Here is a 15,482-nt window from a genome sequence, read left to right as displayed (position 1 = left end):
TAATTTAGAATGTTTATATTGTCGTTTTTCCTCCGCATAAATAATGGTTTCGCATTTATTTCGGCTGTACTGCAAGTCCTGGGCAAGCTTTCGGCGTCAAACATCGTGTCCTGCATATTTCCATCACCACTCGTTAGTGAAGCAGGAATTGTCATGTCCGTTTCAATCAAGAATTTCAATCAGCCCAACAGCGGTAATACTAGGTCCTCAGGCGGCAAAGCCAAGGCTGCCCTTCCGTCCATCCGCGATGTATTTCCTTCCGGGAAATCGGCGGCCCGCACATCCTCATCGACACCAGCGGCAAAAACCTCTTCGGCCGACTATATCGCGTCGCCCGCTTTCATGCGGAATCTGAAAGCGAAGCTCGCGTTGGCTGGCGACGATCCGGCGCAATATCTGCGCGCCCGGGCAATGGTAGGCGCTCTCGAGCGCGGGGCCCTGCAGGTTACCAATCCCACTCAGGGTAAAACGATCAATGCGTGGGATCCCAACCAGAAAAAAGCAACGCCGACCACAGCTACCGATACCGCCAAGACCAACTGGGTCGACTTCCTCAATACTCAACTGAAGCGCAGCGAAGACGGTGCGCTTTCCAAGGACGGAAACGGGAGTTATGTCGAAAAGGCGACGGGAAAAAATGCCTATTTCGGCAGGGTCGCGGGCAAATATTATTATGTCACCTGGCCTGCGGAGACGAAGGCATGAGGCCGCGCCAGCGGCCTCAAAAACGGAGGCGAAGCGTTCTTCGCTGCCGCTAGTCGCCAAGCCACCATCAGATCAGCGTAAACCGGTCCACATCCACCATGCCCATGTCGGAAATCTTGAGATGGGGGATGACGGGCAGGGGCAGGAAGGCGACCTGAAGGAAGGGTTCTTCCAGCGTGGTGCCCAGCGCATAGGCTGCTTTTCTCAGGGTGTGCAGCGTATCGCGAACGGTCTCGTAGGGTTCAAGGCTCATCAGCCCGGCGACGGGCAAAGCGATTTCGCCTGTCACCCTGCCGTCTTCCACCACGACAAAACCGCCCTTGATTTCGCCCAGCCGGTTAGCGGCCAGCGCCATGTCGTCTTCGCTCACCCCGACAACGCAGATATTATGGCTGTCATGACCGACGGTGGAGGCGATGGCGCCCTTTTTCAGGCCGAAACCTTGAACGAAACCATTGGCATGGTTGCCGTTCTTGCCGTGGCGTTCGATGACGGCGACCTTGATGATATCGTTTTCGAGATCGACGGTGGTCTGGTTGCCGTCCGTCGGCAGTCTGTAGCGACGGTGCTCGGTAATGATCTTGCCGGGAAGCACGCCCATGACAGGGCTTTCGCCTTCCGTGACCGGCACGCCAAAATGCGAGGCGAGCACGGGTCTTGCCTTGACGCTGTCGAGACCGACCGGTGCGACCGGTTTGCGCGTGGCAAAGAGCGCATCGTTGACGATCCGGCCGCCGGAAAGAACCATGCTGGCTTTGCAGCTTTCCAGGCTGTCGATCACCACGAGATCGGCGCGCCAGCCCGGCGCGACCAGGCCGCGATCGCGCAGGCCAAAGGCTTTGGCGGCGGAAATAGAGGCGGCGCGATAGATGGCGAGCGGTTCCACGCCGCTGGCGATCGCGGTGCGGATCATGTAGTCGAGATGGCCCTGTTCGGCGATGTCGAGCGGGTTGCGGTCATCGGTGCAGAGCGCCAGATAGGGCGACAGCCGCTCGGTTATGATGGGCATCAGGGCATGCAGGTCTTTCGAGACCGAGCCTTCGCGCACCAGAATGTGCATGCCCTTGCGGATTTTCTCCAGCGCTTCCGTTGCACTCGTGCATTCATGCTCGGTGCGGATGCCGGCAGCGAGATAACCGTTCAGCGCTGTTCCGGAAAGAAGCGGTGCGTGCCCGTCGATATGCTGGCCCTGAAAAGTCTCCAGCTTCGCCATGCACACCGGGTCCTTGTGGATGACACCGGGGAAATTCATGAATTCAGCAAGGCCGATGACCTTCGGGTGGTTCCGGAACGGCAGCAGCTTTTCAATCGGCAGGTCGGCGCCAGCGGTTTCCAGGTGAGTGGCGGGCACGCAAGAGGAAAGCTGCACGCGGATGTCCATGATGGTTTCCATGGCGCTGTCGAGGAAGAACTGAAGCCCCTCCACTCCGAGCACATTGGCAATTTCATGCGGGTCGCAAATGGCGGTGGTGACGCCATACGGCAAAACGCAGCGATCGAACTCATGCGGTGTCACCAGCGACGATTCGATATGGAGATGCGTATCGATGAAACCGGGGACGACGATTTTGCCGGAAATATCGATTTCCCGGTAACCCTCATAGCTTTCACCGGTTCCCACGATCGTATCGCCACAAATGGCGATATCCGAGGCAACGAGTTCTCCGGTGACGAGATCGAAGAAGCGGCCGTTCTTGAGAACCATGTCTGCCGGTTCACGGCCCGTACCCTGGTCGATGCGCTTTTCAAGTCTGGAATTCATGCGGCTTTCTTCGGCTCCTGATTTACGTCGTATGCGAGAATCTTCATTATTTACATTCGAGGGTTGTTTCCGGATCTATTCGAATTGATTCTTTGAGTTTTAAATATATCGAGAGTAAAAAATTTTCATATTTGTGGTATCTAATCTTCAAGGTTCAAGTTTAGGCGGGATTGGGAAGGCTTGACTTCACCTTTATAGTTCATCCGGTTGTGCGCCGGCATTTTTACGAATTGCGGTTTTAGGTTATATTCCCGGGAAGGAAAATAAAAGCGTCTGATGCTCAAACGAATTTCCACCCAGCAACTGACACTTGGCATGTTTATCGAAGCGGTCGAAGGAACGCTTTCGAATCAGGGATTTTTAAAGCGGCACCGCTTTCTTTTGCGGCAGGAGGAATTGATGCGGCAATTGAAATCAAGCGGCGCTGAAAGCATCATCATCAACACGGCCAGGGGATACGATACCGAAGGCGGCAGGCGTTCGGCTGCGGTTTCGCTGGCGCCGGACAATTGCCCGGAAACCATTGCCGCCGTAACCCATGCGGTCCGATCAGCCGCAGGCACTATTTCCGAGACCTTTGCTTCCGCAGAAGCCGGCGGCCTTGTGTCGCTGAAGGGCATGGCGGCGGCGGCGGGCAAGATTTCCGATGCCGTGCAGTCGAACCCGGCGATCTTCATCGGGGTCACCCGCCTGAAATCGAAAGATGAAACGACTTTTGTGCACTCGGTTTCCGTCAGCGGGCTGATGATCCTCTTCGGTAATTATCTCGGGCTCGACCGCGGAACGGTCGATCTGCTCGGCGTCAGTGGCCTGCTGCATGATATTGGCAAGGTGGAAATACCCTCGTCCATTCTCAACAAGGCGGATGGGTTGAGCACCGACGAACGCAAAATCATCAATCTCCACCCGGCATTCGGGCGGGAAATATTGTCGCGAAACGAGCAGATGCCTGAGATGGTGCTTGATGTCTGCTTCAATCATCATGAGCGAATTGACGGCGGCGGTTATCCCAGCGGGCGTGCCGGCAGCGAGATCAGCCTTTACGCGCGTATCGCGGCCATCTGCGACGTTTACGACGCCGTGACTTCGGTCAGACCCTACAAGAAGCCATGGACGGCGAATGACGCGCTGACCTGGATGCTGCGTCGGGAGGGACATTTCGACCTGCAGCTGCTGAAGAAATTCGCGCTTTGTATTTCCGCTGCGCTGCCGAGGGGTTAGTTGCCGAGGATGATCGCCATGTTCAGGCTGTCGATATAGCGCCCGTGGATCAGAACGGCATCGCGGGCCCGGCCCTCATGCACAAAGCCGATTTTTTCGTACAGCGCTATGGCTCTGGCGTTGTCCGCATGCACGCTCAGCTCGACACGATGCAGCCCGCATTGACGGGCGGAATCGAGCGCTCGCCGCATCAGCTGCGCGCCAAGTCCCTTGTCACGGTAGGCCGGTAGGATACCAATGCCGAGTGTGCCGCAATGGGCGCGGGTTGCTCTGTCCTGGCGGCGAATGTCGCACCAGCCCGCCACTTCGCCATCCGCAACTGCAACGAATTGCGGATGGTTGTTTTCGATCATGTCGAGAACGAAGGCGCGCACCGCATCGAGCGGCGGCGCCTCCAGGAAGCTCAGATATTTCCGCTCGCGCGATACCGCATCGAGAGCACGATGAAAGCTCTCAACGTGCTCCGCCCGTATCGGCTCGATGTTGGTGGTATCGGCGGCAGCCATCACGCGGCTTTCGTCTTCGCCTTGCGGGTCAGATGCACCACCACGTTCTCGATCATGCGCATGCCGGCGTCCTGGCCAAGCGTCATGATCGATTCCGGGTGGAACTGAACGGCAGCCACGGGTTCCTTGGCATGTTCGATGCCCATGATCGTGCCGTCCTCGCTTTCGGCCGTGATGATGAAATCACGCGGCAGGGTGGAGGGGTCGGCAAAGATCGAGTGGTAACGGCCAACGGTCACTTCCTTGCCGAGACCGGAGAAGACGAGGCCCGGTTCCAGCACGCGGATGCGCGAGGGTTTGCCATGCATCGGCACCGCAAGCTGGCGAAGCTCGCCGCCATAGGCTTCCGCCAGAGCCTGAAGGCCGAGGCAGACGCCGAAGACCGGCAATTCGCGGGCGCGGGCCGCCTTGATCGTCGCCTTGCAGTCGAAGTCCGTCGGGCTGCCCGGTCCGGGGGAAAGCACGACGAGATCGGGCTGGAAGCGATCGAATACGTCGGCTGCGACCGGCGATCTGACGGTGGAGACGGTCGCACCTGTCTGGCGGAAATAATTCGCCAGCGTGTGGACAAAGCTGTCTTCGTGATCGACAAGCAGGATCTTCACGCCAGTACCGACCTTGGCCGCATCGCGCTTGGTGGAAGCGGCGTTGGTGGCTTTCGCGTCGCGAATGGCTGATATCATGGCGGACGCCTTGAGTTCGGTTTCGGCTTCTTCTTCCTGCGGATTGGAATCGTTAAGCAGGGTCGCACCCGCACGCACCTCGGCAATGCCGTCCTTGATCCGGATGGTGCGCAACGTAAGTCCGGTGTTCATGTCGCCGTTGAAGCCGACCATGCCGATGGCGCCGCCATACCAGGCGCGCGGGCTCTTTTCATGGCCTTCGATGAAGCGCATGGCCCAGAGCTTCGGTGCGCCGGTGACGGTCACGGCCCAGGCGTGGCTGAGGAAGCCATCAAAGGCGTCCATATCGTCCCGAAGGCGGCCTTCAATGTGGTCCACCGTGTGGATGAGGCGCGAATACATCTCGATCTGGCGGCGGCCAATGACCTTGACCGAACCGGGTTCGCAGACGCGGCTCTTGTCGTTGCGGTCCACATCCGAGCACATGGTCAGTTCGGACTCATCCTTCTTCGAGTTGAGCAGCTTCAGGATCTGTTCGCTGTCGGCAATCGGATCGTCGCCGCGCTTGATGGTGCCTGAGATCGGGCAGGTCTCGATGCGGCGGCCGGAGACGCGCACGAACATTTCCGGCGAGGCGCCGACCAGATATTCCTGATGGCCGAGATTGATGAAGAAGGAGTAGGGGGACGGGTTGATCGCCTTCAGGCGGCGGGAAATCGCCGATGGGTTGCTTTCGCAGCGTTCCATGAATTTCTGGCCGGGGACGACCTCGAACAGATCGCCGCGGCGGAAGCTTTCCTTGGCCTTCACGACAAGTTCGGAATATTCGCCGGGACGATGATCGCCCTTGGGCGGGATCGTATCGGTTGTCTTGAAGGGATCGGGTGCTATGTCGAAGGACTTGCCGTCCGTCGTCACGCCGCCCTTTTCGAAATCGTAACGGTCGATCCAGGCCTTGGCGGAATAGTGATCAACGACCAGGATTTCATCGGGCAGGAACAACACCATGTCGCGCTGGTCTTCCGGGCGTGCCAGCGACAGCTTGATGGCGTCGAACTGGAAAGCGAGGTCGTAACCGAAGGCGCCGAACAGGCCGATTGCCGAATCCGCGTTCGAATAGAAGAGGTCGACTATGGCGCGCAGCGCAGTGAAGACGGTCGGGATTTTTGAGCGTTCTTCTTCAGTGAAGACGCGGTCCGGTTCGTTGACGGTAAGATCAAGACGACGCGTGGTGGAAGCGCCGAGCGTGAGATCGGGCGTCGCCTTCAGCTTTTCGGTGATGAAGGAAAGCAGTACTTCGCCGCGGCCATTATAGGCCTCAATCCACATCTTGCGGCCAAAACAGGAAATTCCGAGCGGCGGGTCGATGATGGCCGTGTCCCAGCGCGTGTAGCGGCCGGGATATTCATAGTTGGATGAGAAAACCGCGCCGCGATGGGAATCGAGCTTTTCGACATAATTGTCGATGGCGTTGGCATAATCGGCAGGCCGGCGCTTTCGGCTGACCTTGATGCCGCCTTTCGTCTCGTAGGTTTCCGCTCCGTCATCCTGAATGATCGTTACCATTTCTTTCGCACTTCCCGTTGTTCAGGCCCGATGACAGGCGGCAAGATAACAAAAAAGCCGCCTGAAAATTCGGGCGGCTTGGACTTTGTCTGAAGACATGACTGGTCAAGGCCGCGTAAAGCTGCTCCACCACCAGTTAGCAATGTTCTTAGACACGATGTTCATGCGAAAATTGTTAGCGTGCACGATCCGCCTTGGCAAGCGGATTTCGGCAAGGGAATGAACCTTACGGGCCGCCGCGGCGTTGCACCCCTGCCGAAACGGTCAGGAGTGCCCCGTAAAATGCTTCATCGCCTGTGTCTTCTGGTAACCACCCTCGCACTGATTTCTGCCTCTGAACCGCCGGCGCAGGTGCCGGTGCCGCAGCCGAAACCGGGTGAGGGGCAGTCCTCCACCCCCTCGGAAAAGCCATCCGACAAGACGCCGCAAAGGGCGGCGGAAGCACCCAAACCCGTTCCCAAGCCGCAGCCCGAGGAGAAGCCGGTCGCGAAACCCGATGCTTCCGGAAACCAGCAATCCGATGGTGAAAAGACACCCGCTGACAAGGGTTCCGATGACGCCAAGAAGGAAGGCGAGGACAAGGATGGCGTGGAGCAGAAGAAACCGACTGTCGAAGCGGCGAAACCTGAGGAGAAGCCACCGGAGCCGGTGAAGCCGGAGGACCCGGCCGCACTCCAGGCATGTCTTGCCTCGTTGAAGGAGATTGGCGCCGAGTTCAAGCAGCTTGAGCCGATCCGCGATACGGAGCAGGGGTGCGGCATCGACGCGCCTGTCGAGCTTTCCGTGGTTCTGCCTGGCATCAAGCTTGAGCCATCTGGAACCATGCGCTGTGAAACCGCGCTTGCGCTTTCACGCTGGACCAAGGAGATGATGGTGCCGGCGGCCGCTCTGGCTTTGCCGGAGAAAAAGGTGACGGCGATCGCCAACGCTTCGACCTACATTTGCCGCAACCGCAACAGCGCGGAAAACGGCAAGATTTCCGAACATGCCAAGGGCAATGCCGTGGATATTTCCACCATTTCCTTCGATAAGGGCGAGCCGCTGGTGATGAAGCCGCGCGGTGAGGACGGGACGCCGGAAGGCGCTTTCCAGCGCACGATTACCGCTGCCGCCTGCCTGTTTTTCCGCACGGTCCTTTCGCCCGGCAGCGACGCAACCCATCAGGATCACCTGCATCTCGACGTGCTGGAGCGAAAAGGCGGCTATCTCTATTGCCGCTGACAAAAAGGGGCGACCCGAAAGGCCGCCCGACTGGAGTTGATGCTTCCGCCCCGGATTTAGAACTTCTGGGTCAGGGAGATTTTGAAGGTGCGGCCTGCTTCCGTGTAGAAATCGACCGGCTGATTGACCGTGCTGACCGAATTCGGGTTCACGTCGCGGACGCCGACGGCATTCCAGTATTTCCTGTCGAACAGGTTGTAGATGCCGGCGTGGATGCGCAGGCCCTTGGTCTGCTCGGGTTCCCACCAACCGGTCAGGTTGAAGACGCCGTAACCGGGGGCGTCGAAAGTGTTGGCCACCCTGTCGTCACGCATGCCGGCGGAAAAAACGCCCGTCAGTTCCGTGCCCCAGACATCCTGCGCATAACCCACGCCGAGGACGGACTTGAACGGTGCTACCGTGCGGATGAACTCGTTGGTGTCGGTGTCCTTGCCATAGGCGTAGGCAAGCGAGGCGTGGGCGAAGAAGCCGTTTGCCAGATCCTTGCGGACCTTGGCCTCCACACCGGAGATTTCGACGTTGTTGCGGTTGCGATAGGTAAAGAGCGATCCGTTGCCCCTGCCGCCGAAGCCGGGGAAGAGCGTTGTCGAGGTCGTATATTGTTCGATGAAGTTCTTGTACTTGTTGTGGAACAGCGTCAGGCTTCCCGTCAGGTCGCCGGAGGCGTAGTTCGCACCGATCTCGAAACCGTTGCTGGTCTCGGGATTGAGGGCGGAGTTGCCGACAACAGCGTAACCGGAGCTGACGTTGGAGAAGTTCAGATACAGTTCGTTGATCGTCGGGGCACGATAGGCCATCGACCATTGTGCGAAAAGCTGTAGTTCGGGCGTGACATCATAGGTGGCAAGAAGCTTCGGCGAGAAGCGCGAGCCGCTATTGCCGCTCGGCAGGCCGAATGTTCGGTAGCCGCTGTTGCTGGAAACGGAGCCATCGGGATCGTAATCGTAGGAATCGAAGCGCAGGCCGGGGGTCAGTCGGAAGCCGTTGCCGAAGGCGATTTCGTCATCGAGATAGAGGCCGAGGCTCTTGCCGCTCACGTCAGGCATGTCCGATTGCGACGATGAGGTCGAACCGGCCGTATTGGCGAAAAGCTCCTGGCTGAAATCTGTGGTCATGGCGTTGCCGCCGAAACGGACGGTGTGCTGCACGCCGCCAAGCTCGAACCCGGATTCCAGGCCGCCGACGATACCGAAGGCGCTGTTGCGCATGCTGTCTTCGCGAATATAGAGGGAATTATTGGTCAGCCGGTCGCCGGCGCCGGATTCCTTGGAGAGGCGCGTCCAGTAGAGCGACAGATTGGCGGCATCGATCATGCCGTCAGTCGAGGGCGCCTCGTATTCATAATCAAGCGAGACGCGGTCGCGCTCAGTGTCCTCGTAACCGCGGTAATCACCGATGCGATAGGTCGAGCCCGATACGCTGACACCCTGAAGGGTTTTCATGTCGCTGCGGTCTCTCAGCGAATACCGTTCGGCAGTAAGTCCTATGCGGTGGCCACCTTCCAGATCCTGGCGGATCTTGAACATCAGGTTGCTTTCATAGGTGTCGGCGGGGTTGGGCTTGGTGCGACGCGTGCCGTAGATGTCTGCCGTACCCTTGTTGTCCGTTTCATTGCCGCGTTTGTAGGAACCCTGGAAAAGGACCGAGGTGTTCTCGATCTTCCTGGCGACGGCGAGCGATCCGCCCACGCTTCTGTCCTCGCTGTCATAGGTGGTCTTGGCGACACCGCCCCAGTCCCTGCCTTCACCGATCAGGTCCTCCGGCTCGAGCGTGCGCAGCACCAGCGCGCCGCCGAGAGCACCGGAGCCGATGCGGCTGGAATCGGCGCCACGCACCACATCAACGGTCGAAAGCGATGAGAAATCAAAGCTCGAATTCGTATTGCTCAATGTGGTGGTGGCCTGACCCTGCCGGGCGAAGTTTTCGAAGAAGGGAACGGGAATATTGTCGATCAAGGTGACGACGCGTGCGCCACCGAGGCCGCGAATGAACAGGCCGCCGGGCCGGCCGGGTTTGGCGTCGACGTAATCGACACCCGGTTCCGTGCTGTTGCCGAGGTCCTTGATGCTGCCGATGTCCTTCTTGCGGATGTCTTCCGCAGTCGTCTGGCTCGCCAGCGGCGTATCGGCGACGGCATTGGCGCTTTTGACGCGCTTGCCCTTGACGACGATTTTTTCGAGCGTGGTGGTGCCGTCCGCCTGCGCCGCGGCATCCTGCGCCCGCACGGGGCCGGCGAGCGGCAGAAGAGAGATGGCAGTGCACAGAAGCAGCGCGGAATGCGTGCGCGAAATGGACATTAAATACCCCCAGGTAGGCGCGCGAATAGGCCACGGCGTGCGAAAGCACGCCGCGTTTGCCGTCGCGGCTGAAACTGTTTTGATTGTTACGGGCGAGCCGGTAAGCGAGGACTAAAAAACATGATTATAACTGTCAACATTATTATATATGACTTTTAGCATCATGTTTTAAAGCGGGGCGCTATGTTGCAAAAATATTACGTTTGCGGGCCGCGGCCAAAAAAGATGGGTCAGGGCGAAAACGCCACGATGCGGTCAAAGTGCCGACATTGATGCTTGCTACGATCTTCGCGGCCAGTTTACATGGCGAAAGAAAGCATACCCGAAAATAACAGTTTAATAATCGGATACGGAAATGAAGTCTCTTGAACTGCTCGTCGAGCGGATCATTCTCTCCAGCCGCTGGCTGCTGGTCGTTTTTTATCTCGGCCTCGTCGCGGCGCTGGCTGTCTACGCCTTTTCTTTCGCGCTCAAGTTTCTGAAAGTTGCGAAGAACGTTTTTACCTACGACGAAGCCGACATGATCCTCGCCATGCTGGGCCTGATCGATGCGGCACTCGTCGCCAGCCTGATCGTCATGGTGATGATTTCCGGTTACGAGAACTTTGTCAGCCGTTTCGACGATGCCGATGCGGAGGTTTCGTTTCTGGGCAAGCTTGATGCCGGAAGCCTGAAAATCAAGGTCGCGTCGTCAATCGTGGCCATTTCGTCCATTCACTTGCTGCAAATCTTTCTCAATGCCAATCAGTACTCGGACAGCAAGCTGATGTGGTTCACGATCATCCATCTGGCTTTTGTCGCCTCGGCGGTCATGCTTGGTTTCTTGGAGAAACTGATGGCCAAGCCGAAGGACAAGGCCGAAAAGCCGGTGCTTTAGCAGGGTAATCCAGACGATATGAAGGTCGCAACCCCGTCATGGCCACGCATTTTTTCGCTCCTGGCGTCAAGACCCGGCGCGGAGAAGGGGCGTGAATGGTGAAGACGGAGCGTCAGGCGAGGCTATGCGATGATCTGTCGGCTGCTGCCGACAAGTCCCAATGGCTGGAGGCGCTGCAGGAAGTGATGCACGCTTTCGGTTACGCCTATGTGACCCTGCTGCTCCTGCCCGGCGGCCAAAATGCCTATGGTTTGCCGACGGTCATTGAAAGCAGCCTGCCAATCTGGGTCGTGAATGCGATGACCAGCGACGGTGCGCTCGGGGATTGTCCCGTCATCAGGCGCGGCGCATCATCGATGATGCCGCAATATTGGTCGTTGCAGGACCCGGACATTGCGTGTGAAACGCTTCAGGATGCCGTATCCTCCGTGCGCAGCATGGGCATTACTTCGGGTCTCATGGTCCCGGTACACGGCATGAACGGCAATCGGTATCTGATGAATTTCGCAGGCGATCGCGATACCCTGCAACAGGCCGCGCTGAACGAGCTGGGCATGATCGCGCTACACGCGCTGGAGGTCTATGACCGGCTTTGCCGCACTGGCTCCAGAGGGCCTTCACCGCTGACGAAGCGGGAACTCGACGTGGTGCGCTGGACGGCGCAGGGGAAGACCTCGGTGGAGATTGCCGAGCTTCTCTCCATCTCGGAACATACCGTCAACGCCTATATGAACAACGCCATCCGCAAACTCGACTGCGTGAACCGCACCCAGCTGGTGGCCAAGACCATACGCCTTGGCCTGATCGTCTGATCAGTCCCGCCCTTCGGGAAAACCTGCGCCTTATCGGTCGAGAACCGAGCGAAGCTCGACGAGATTGGAGCGAACCCGCAAAACGTAAAATCCCATGGTTGCCAGGTGCGACGGCATGATCCAGCCGCTCTCCTCACCATTGGAGATGATCGCCGGCTGGATACGCAAGGCTGCGCGGGTCTGCAGGAGCGTGTCGTTCCACAGGTTGGTGAGGTTGCGTTCGCGGATGACCTGCGCGAAGTCGGATCCGGCTGCGGAAAGTACGCCGTAATAACCGTAAAGCTGACCATAGGCGAACCAGAAACGGTCGTCGGCGCGGGTATCGAACCAACCGCCATTATAGTTTTCCGAACGCTCACGCAGGATGGCCGATGTCGAGCCGATATCGCCGGCAATGCGGTCGATGAACTGGATCAGGTTGTCGGCGCGGGTGTCGAAGACGGCCTTGCAGGCGACGAGCTCGCCATTGAAGGCCTGGAAGCTGCGGATCGCGGCGCGGTAATAGCTGGGGGTCGGCGTCTTCGGGCCGAAAGGATCGAGACCAAAATACCAGGAATATTCGCTGAACTGCATATTGCCACGCGCTTCCTGGAGGTTGTTGTTGATGCCCGATGTCCCGCGCACGCGCCCGAGCGTATCCACCAGCTCCACTGAGGTGCGGCGCACAGCCTGGTTCACGCCGCGCTGGAATGAGGCCTTGTTGTCGAGAAACGGTGTGCTATCCCAGTCCATGCCGAAGAGACCGAGGCGATAGAGCAGCATGGAGGAAATCCATGCATTCTGGTTGACGTTGAAATCGGTGAGATCGGCGGCAGCGTCAACGATGGCTGAGCGCTGGCACACCGGCGCGGATGTGTTGGCGGCTGCACCGGTTGCGCCAGCGGGCGACGTCGGGGAGGCGGCCGGCAGTTCCTGTCCGGGCGGCACGGTCCGTTCAGCAAGCTTGTAACGGGAAATGTAATCCGGATCGAAATTGCTCCAGACCTGCGTTTGCCAGACGAAATATCCGTAGAAGCCGGCAAGCAGGATGAGAACCAGAGCGATCGGGCCCTTGATGAGCCAGTTGCGGCCGCTGTACCAGCCATGGGCGGCCATGAAGGGCCATAAAAGCCAAGCGACGAGAAGACCGGCGGCCCTGCCGATGGCACTGAAGGCTGCCTGAATCGTGGCGGTGATCCGGTCTATCATGTCGTCATAGTCTCCTCTGCCCGCGGGGCTGGATGCCGGAATAAAACCGCCATCCGGTGGGGCGCCCTTCGGCGCCTGGTCGGACTCCGGTCATTTACTGTCCTGCAGATATGTCCCGGTCAACCGGGATACAACATGATTGCGAAACTTTTCTCAACCTGCGGTCCGCGCCGGCCATCATCGCTCTCCATACGGACTGCGACGTAACGGCCGCCGCGGAGCCGGAGGGCAAGCAGTCAGAGGCCGAGCCTGGCGATCTCCTCATTCAGCCGGTCGCGTGCCTTTTTCGGCAGTTTGCCGCTCTTGACGGCATCGAGGTTGGCCGGCACGGCGTCGCCCACGACAACGAGCGCGACCATGCCCATGCCGAGATGCGGCGTGCATTTGACGACGTAGGCGCCTTCCTTCTCGACCGTCAGCTTCACCGCCTCGTTCATCTTGCCCTTGAACTCGGAAACCCCCTCGGGGATCATATCCTTCACGGCTGCCGCGTCATGGCCCTTGTCCACCGGAATGAAGGTGATGACGTCACCTACGGCAGCCTTGACGGTTGCGGGCTCGAAGACCATCGCCTGACCATCGCTGCCCTTGTTGAGCATCTTCACTTCGATTTCGGCAGACAGGGCGGGGAAGGCAAAAAGTCCAGCAATGACGAGGCTGGCAAATCCGGCAATTTTGTTCTGCATAATTTTGCTCCTGAGAGAAAGCACATCCAAGCGGATGTCCCCGCCGTTCTAGCGCAGGAGCCGGGCGGTCATCTTTGCGAAAAATCAAATGCGGCAACCGGACGCAGCCGTTCAGCCGCCGTTGAACGTCTCCACCCAGTGGCGGCGGCAGAAGGAAACATATTTTTCGTTGCCGCCTACCTCAATCTGCGCGCCTTCCGTGACGACATTTCCTTCATTGTCGAAGCGGGCCACCATCGTCGCCTTGCGGCCGCAATGGCAGATGGTGCGGATTTCGCGAAGCTCGTCGGCAATCGCAAGCAGTTCTTTCGAGGCAGGGAAGAGCTTGCCCTGGAAATCCGTGCGCAGACCATAGGTCATGACCGGGATGTCCAGCCGGTCGACAATCTCGGCAAGCTGCCAGACATGGTGTTCTGAGAGGAAATTGGCCTCGTCGACGAAAACGCAGGCGACGGGCGCCTGTACATGCAAGGCCGATACTTCAGCGAACAAATCGGTATTTTCATCGAAGGTCAGGGCGTCGGAGGACAGACCAATGCGCGAGGCGACACGGCCGACGCCGGCGCGGTCGTCAAACGCGGCCGTGAAGATCAGCGTGCGCATGCCGCGCTCCTGATAATTATAGGACGCCTGAAGCAGCATGGTCGATTTGCCGGCATTCATCGTCGAATAATTGAAATAGAGTTTTGCCATTATCCACTCCCGGAGCGCCTTCGCGCCTTTCGGCCGCCTCGCAACCTCACGAAACGGCGCGCCGGATTTCACCAGGCGATCACAAAGCCCGATCCGATGCCGCATCAGGCGTCTTTTGACGAGGAAGATGTGGATTGAAAAGTGCGCAGGCGCGAAAAACACAGATTTCTGCTGTCTGCTTTTTCCCATTTGCAGGTTCGAATCCCGACGTTTTTGCCGTTTTTGTCGCAAACGGGCGGGCCAAAGCACGCAAATGCACGCGAGTTGATTGTGGCCGGAAGATATTGATAATGGCAAGGGAACGAAAAAAAGGGAGCAAACAATGTTTGCAAATAGACGTCGCTGTCTGGTTCTGGCCGCAGCAATCTCCTCCATGACGTTCAGCGCGGCCGGTGCCGCCGAACCGGCAAGTTGCGGCACGGTGCGGTTTTCCGATGTGGGCTGGACCGACATCACTGCCACAACGGCCACCGCCACGGTGCTACTGAAAAGCCTAGGCTATGAAACTGACGTCAAGCTTCTCTCTGTTCCCGTTACCTATACATCCCTGAAAAACAAAGACATCGATGTCTTCCTCGGCAACTGGATGCCGACCATGGAAGGGGATATCGCGCCTTACCGCGAAGACAAATCGGTCGAAACGCTGCGGGAAAACCTGACCGGCGCCAAGTATACGCTGGCGACCAACGCCAAGGGTGCCGAACTCGGCATCAAGGATTTCAAGGACATCGCCACGCACAGCGACGCGCTTGGCGGCAAGATTTACGGCATCGAGCCCGGTAATGACGGCAACCGCCTGATCCTCGACATGGTGGCCAAGGATACATTCGGATTGAAGGCGTTCGAAGTCGTCGAATCCTCCGAGCAGGGGATGCTGTCGCAGGTCGCCCGCGCGGAAAAATCCGGCGAGCCGATCGTTTTCCTCGGCTGGGAACCGCATCCGATGAATGCGAATTTCAAGCTCACCTACCTGACGGGCGGCGATGAGGTCTTCGGTCCCAACTTCGGTGGTGCGACGATCTACACCAATGTTCGCAAGGGTTATGTCGAGGAATGCCCCAATGTCGGCGCCTTCCTCAAGAACCTGCAATTTTCCCTGCCCATGGAAAACGAGATCATGGGCAAAATCCTGAATGGCGGGCTTGAGGGCGAAGCTGCCGCCACCGCATGGCTGAAGGCCAATCCGGCTGCGGTCGAACCCTGGCTCGCCAACGTCAAGACCAAGGATGGCAGCGCCGACGCCCTGCCCGCCGTCAAGAAGGCGCTTGGCCTTTAAAACGCAAGACTGTGCATGACTGTATCCGGCCTGTGCGACAGGCTGGATT

At 58.6% G+C, this 15,482-nt stretch carries 13 protein-coding genes; 6 read left to right on the top strand and 7 right to left on the bottom strand.

From position 1 onward, the window contains the following. Positions 1-18: 18 nt before the first annotated feature. Positions 19-705, top strand: a complete 687-nt coding sequence (locus tag EGT36_RS02860) for a hypothetical protein (RefSeq protein WP_234882059.1) — start codon at positions 19-21, stop codon at positions 703-705. Positions 706-772: 67 nt separating this feature from the next. Here the strand turns inward: EGT36_RS02860 and ade are convergent, their stop codons facing one another. After that, positions 773-2,467, bottom strand: a complete 1,695-nt coding sequence (gene ade, locus EGT36_RS02855) for an adenine deaminase (RefSeq protein ID WP_037089733.1) — start codon at positions 2,465-2,467, stop codon at positions 773-775. Positions 2,468-2,743: 276 nt separating this feature from the next. Between ade and EGT36_RS02850 the strand changes: the two genes are divergently transcribed. Then, positions 2,744-3,688 carry an HD-GYP domain-containing protein gene (locus EGT36_RS02850; protein WP_035211098.1) on the top strand — a complete coding sequence of 315 codons (945 nt, stop codon included), beginning with the start codon at positions 2,744-2,746 and terminating at the stop codon, positions 3,686-3,688. On the opposite strand, the gene EGT36_RS02845 is transcribed toward EGT36_RS02850, so the two are convergent. Further along, on the bottom strand, positions 3,685-4,194 hold the full coding sequence (locus tag EGT36_RS02845; RefSeq protein WP_037089736.1) for a GNAT family N-acetyltransferase: 510 nt from the start codon (positions 4,192-4,194) through the stop codon (positions 3,685-3,687). The two genes, EGT36_RS02850 and EGT36_RS02845, sit on opposite strands and share 4 nt — an antisense overlap. Continuing rightward, complete coding sequence (locus tag EGT36_RS02840) at positions 4,194-6,383, bottom strand: anthranilate synthase (RefSeq protein WP_037089738.1); 2,190 nt, start codon at positions 6,381-6,383, stop codon at positions 4,194-4,196. Before EGT36_RS02840 ends, EGT36_RS02845 begins: the two co-directional genes overlap by 1 nt. A gap of 282 nt (positions 6,384-6,665) precedes the next feature. On the opposite strand from EGT36_RS02840, the gene EGT36_RS02835 reads away from it, so the two are divergent. Beyond that, positions 6,666-7,604 carry an extensin-like domain-containing protein gene (locus EGT36_RS02835; protein WP_037089740.1) on the top strand — a complete coding sequence of 313 codons (939 nt, stop codon included), beginning with the start codon at positions 6,666-6,668 and terminating at the stop codon, positions 7,602-7,604. 56 nt (positions 7,605-7,660) lie between these two features. Here EGT36_RS02835 and EGT36_RS02830 read toward each other — a convergent pair whose 3' ends face one another. Next, the gene (locus tag EGT36_RS02830; protein WP_037089742.1) at positions 7,661-9,901 is read right to left on the bottom strand and encodes a TonB-dependent hemoglobin/transferrin/lactoferrin family receptor; all 2,241 of its coding nucleotides are present in this window, start codon (positions 9,899-9,901) and stop codon (positions 7,661-7,663) included. 355 nt (positions 9,902-10,256) lie between these two features. On the opposite strand from EGT36_RS02830, the gene EGT36_RS02825 reads away from it, so the two are divergent. Together EGT36_RS02825 and EGT36_RS02820 are read left to right on the top strand one after the other, a co-directional pair. Further along, positions 10,257-10,778, top strand: coding sequence for a TIGR00645 family protein (locus EGT36_RS02825; RefSeq protein WP_004443046.1), 522 nt, complete (start codon positions 10,257-10,259; stop codon positions 10,776-10,778). A gap of 95 nt (positions 10,779-10,873) precedes the next feature. Next, positions 10,874-11,590, top strand: a complete 717-nt coding sequence (locus EGT36_RS02820) for a helix-turn-helix transcriptional regulator (protein WP_004443044.1) — start codon at positions 10,874-10,876, stop codon at positions 11,588-11,590. 30 nt (positions 11,591-11,620) lie between these two features. Here the strand turns inward: EGT36_RS02820 and EGT36_RS02815 are convergent, their stop codons facing one another. The 3 genes from EGT36_RS02815 to EGT36_RS02805 form a co-directional block, all read right to left on the bottom strand. Further along, entirely contained in the window at positions 11,621-12,778 is a 1,158-nt protein-coding gene (locus tag EGT36_RS02815; protein WP_004443043.1) for a DUF2333 family protein, read from the bottom strand. Positions 12,779-13,014: 236 nt separating this feature from the next. Beyond that, positions 13,015-13,464: a pseudoazurin gene (locus EGT36_RS02810; protein ID WP_037089744.1), complete on the bottom strand. Its 450-nt coding sequence runs from the start codon at positions 13,462-13,464 to the stop codon at positions 13,015-13,017. 111 nt (positions 13,465-13,575) lie between these two features. Continuing rightward, positions 13,576-14,157: a thymidine kinase gene (locus EGT36_RS02805; protein ID WP_004443038.1), complete on the bottom strand. Its 582-nt coding sequence runs from the start codon at positions 14,155-14,157 to the stop codon at positions 13,576-13,578. Positions 14,158-14,530: 373 nt separating this feature from the next. On the opposite strand from EGT36_RS02805, the gene EGT36_RS02800 reads away from it, so the two are divergent. Further along, positions 14,531-15,433, top strand: coding sequence for a choline ABC transporter substrate-binding protein (locus EGT36_RS02800; protein ID WP_479829392.1), 903 nt, complete (start codon positions 14,531-14,533; stop codon positions 15,431-15,433). Positions 15,434-15,482: the final 49 nt, after the last annotated feature.

This window comes from Agrobacterium sp. FDAARGOS_525, assembly GCF_003938925.1.
GTDB classification, from domain to species: Bacteria; Pseudomonadota; Alphaproteobacteria; order Rhizobiales; family Rhizobiaceae; genus Agrobacterium; species Agrobacterium pusense.
Note: the sequence above shows the minus strand (reverse complement) of the source record. Positions and strands in the feature narration are given on the sequence as shown.